Origin of the sequence: Pseudomonas sp. NBRC 111132, assembly GCF_001320565.1 — a bacterium.
Classification (GTDB): domain Bacteria; phylum Pseudomonadota; class Gammaproteobacteria; order Pseudomonadales; family Pseudomonadaceae; genus Aquipseudomonas; species Aquipseudomonas putida_P.
In genome coordinates this window covers 1-3129 of sequence record NZ_BCBI01000116.1, presented here as the reverse complement: position 1 = coordinate 3129, position 3129 = coordinate 1, and the positions used below count along the sequence as shown (strand labels likewise).

The 3129-nt window shown below is 62.3% G+C and carries 4 protein-coding genes; all 4 read right to left on the bottom strand.

The window, feature by feature from the left end; translation table 11 throughout:
- Positions 1–153 (bottom strand): biotin carboxylase N-terminal domain-containing protein (locus APH35_RS28755; RefSeq protein WP_305728979.1); only part of this gene is annotated, 153 nt, incomplete at its 3' end.
- Positions 154–170: 17 nt separating this feature from the next.
- A complete protein-coding gene (accB, locus tag APH35_RS27845; protein ID WP_012270326.1) occupies positions 171–632 on the bottom strand; it encodes an acetyl-CoA carboxylase biotin carboxyl carrier protein in 462 nt (153 codons plus the stop codon).
- A 99-nt stretch (positions 633–731) separates the two neighbouring features.
- Entirely contained in the window at positions 732–1187 is a 456-nt protein-coding gene (gene aroQ, locus APH35_RS27840; protein WP_003255330.1) for a type II 3-dehydroquinate dehydratase, read from the bottom strand.
- A 179-nt stretch (positions 1188–1366) separates the two neighbouring features.
- Positions 1367–3129 (bottom strand): protein-disulfide reductase DsbD (locus APH35_RS27835; RefSeq protein ID WP_060515836.1); only part of this gene is annotated, 1763 nt, incomplete at its 5' end.

Genomic DNA, 3129 nt, shown 5'->3' with positions numbered 1-3129 from the left:
CGACTCGTCTGCCAGGCCCAGGTGCATCAGCTCACGGTCGGCGGTGGAGTGCACAGCGACGGTTTTGATGCCCAGCTCTTTGCAGGCACGCAGGATCCGCAGGGCAATTTCCCCACGGTTGGCGATCAGGACTTTTTCGAGCTTCCCAGACATCGTTGGCTCTCCGCGATTCAAACGACGGTGAACAGCGGCTGGTCGAACTCAACCGGCTGGCCGTCTTCTACCAGGATGGCGTCGATGACACCGCCAACATCGGCTTCGATGTGGTTCATCATCTTCATGGCTTCAACGATGCACAGGGTGTCGCCCTTTTTCACCGTCTGGCCAACTTCAGCGAAGTTAGGCGAGGTCGGCGAAGGCTTGCGGTAGAAGGTGCCGACCATTGGCGAACGGATCACGGTGCCTTTCAGGGCTGGGGCAGCAGCAGCGGCTTCGGCGACAGGGGCGGCGGCGGCAACTGGCGCAGCAACCGGGGCGGCAGCCATCGGTGCTGGTGCGTAGAACTGCTGGGCAGCTGGGGTTTTGCTGTGACGGCTGATACGGACCGACTCTTCGCCTTCCTTGATCTCCAGTTCGTCGATGCCAGACTCTTCCAGCAGCTCGATCAGTTTCTTGACTTTACGGATATCCATTAATCATCAACTCCCAAAGGTTCGGTCAGGGGGCGAAATACAAAAAAACGTATCGGAACGTTTCTCTCGAACCCCGGCCCACTTAGGCCAGGGTTTTCATCATTTGGGCTGTGCGTTGGCAGCCAGTTGTTCCAGCGCGGACTCCAGGGCCAGGCGATAACCGCTGGCGCCCAGGCCGCAGATCACCCCTACGGCAACATCGGAAAAGTAGGAGTGGTGACGGAACGGTTCGCGTTTGTGCACGTTGGACAGGTGCACTTCGATGAATGGGATGCTCACCGCAAGCAATGCGTCACGTAATGCGACGCTTGTGTGGGTGAAAGCAGCCGGATTGATCAGGATGAAGTCCACACCCTCGTTGCGTGCGGCGTGAATGCGGTCGATCAATTCGTATTCGGCATTGCTCTGCAGGTACTGCAGATGGTGGCCTGCGGCGCGGGCACGTTGCTCCAGGTCCTGGTTGATCTGGGCCAGGGTCACGGCGCCGTAATGGCCTGGCTCGCGAGTACCGAGCAGGTTGAGGTTGGGGCCGTGGAGCACCAGTAGCGTTGCCATCTGCGGATTCCTTGGATTTGTAGGGCAATTCGACACAGCGCGGCGAGTGTGCCGTAAAGCGACCGCAAGTGTCCAGTTCCCGGCAATAGCCAGCACGATGTCCGAGATTCGCGCGAAGTATGTGACCAAATAATTAAATCTGGTCACTGATTTCAGGATTTTCCCCGCCTCGCGGGAAGTTATAGACCGGCTTTGCCGCGTACGCGTGCCAGAATTTGTGCAAATTCAGCGGCGTTTATTTCGCCTATCACCCGATCAGCGGTAATTTCGCTGCCGTTCGCTGCAAAGAACAGCAGGGCAGGCGGGCCGAACAGCTGGTAGCGGTCGAGCAGTTTGCGTTGCTCGGCATTGCTTTCGGTGATGTCGAAACGCAGCAGTTTGAAGCCGGTCAACTGTGTCTGCACCTGGGGCGCATTGAGCACCTCATGCTCGATCACCTTGCAACTGATGCACCAGTCGGCGTACCAGTCCAGCAGCACTGGCTGCCCGGCCGCCTTGGCTTGCGCCAAGGCCGCGTCCAATGCGTCAGGCGTGGTGATGGTCTGCCAGGCATCGGCCTTTGCCGTCGGGCTGGCGCCGCTGGCGCCCAGTGTTGCAACTGGCAGCGGTCGCAGTGGGTCGCCCTGGCCACTGAGGGCGCCGTACCAACAGGCCAGCGCGTACACCAGCAAGGCCAGGCCGAGCAGTTGCGCCAGGCGCTGGGGCGCGGTTTTGACGACGAGCTCCAGGGCACCGAGGAACAGGGCCACGCCAGCGGCGAGGAAACCGACCAGCAGCAAGGTCACAGGGCCTGGCAGTACACGGCTGAGCAAGCCGATGGCCAGCCCCAGCAGCAGCACGCCGATGGCGTTTTTCACCGTGTTCATCCAAGGGCCGCTTTTCGGCAGCCAGGCTGCGCCACCGGTGGCCACCAGTAGCAACGGTGCGCCCATGCCCAAACCCAGGGCGAACAGCTTGAGCGCGCCGCCCAGGGCATCGCCGCTGGCGCTGATATACAGCAGGGCACCGGCCAGGGGCGCCGAGACGCACGGCGAAACCAGCAGGCTGGAGAGCACGCCAAGTATTGCCGCGCCTAGCAGAGAGCCGCCGCGGGTATGGTTGGCGACGTTGTTCAGGCGGTTGCTCAGGGCCTGGGGCAGTTTCAGTTCGAACAGGCCGAACATGGCCAGGGCGAATACCACGAAGAACAGCGCGAAAGGCACCAGCACCCAGGCCGACTGCAGGCGTGCCTGCAGGTTCAGGCCCGCACCGAACAGGCCCATCAGGGCGCCGAGTGCCGCAAAGCTGGCAGCCATAGGCAGCACGTAGGCCAGCGACAGCGACAGCCCGCGTAGCCCGCCAACCTGGCCGCGCAGCACCACGCCAGACAGGATCGGCAGCATCGGCAGGACGCAGGGCGTGAAGGTCAGGCCGACCCCGGCGAGGAAGAACAGCAGCAGCGACTTCCAGTTCCAGGCAGGGGTGGTGGTGGTCGGCGTGTTGCCAAGGCCTTCGCCATCGATGGTCAGGCGTGCGGTTTCCGGTGGGTAGCACAGGCCTTTGTCGGCGCAGCCCTGGTAGCCCACCAGCAAGGTGAAGGCGCGCGGGTCGTTGCGTGGCAGCTCGATGTCGAGCACACCGTGGTACACCTCGACGTCGCCGAAAAACTCATCGTGCTTGGCTTCGCCCTTGGGGATGTTCGGCGTGCCAAGGGCGATATCGGCCGGTTCCGTGCGGAACTGGAAACGGTGGCGGTAGAGGTAATAGCCATCGGTGGCGACGAAACGCAGCTTGATGGTTTGCGCGTCGGCCTGGACCAGGTTGAGCTTGAAGGCTTCGTGCACCGGCAGGAAGTCGGCGTTGTTGGCCAGCGAAGCGGCGCCGAGTGTGGCGCTGGGGCGGTTGTCGAGCAGGCCCGTGGCGAAGGCAGGGCTGGCCAGCAGCAGGAACAGCAGGAAAAACA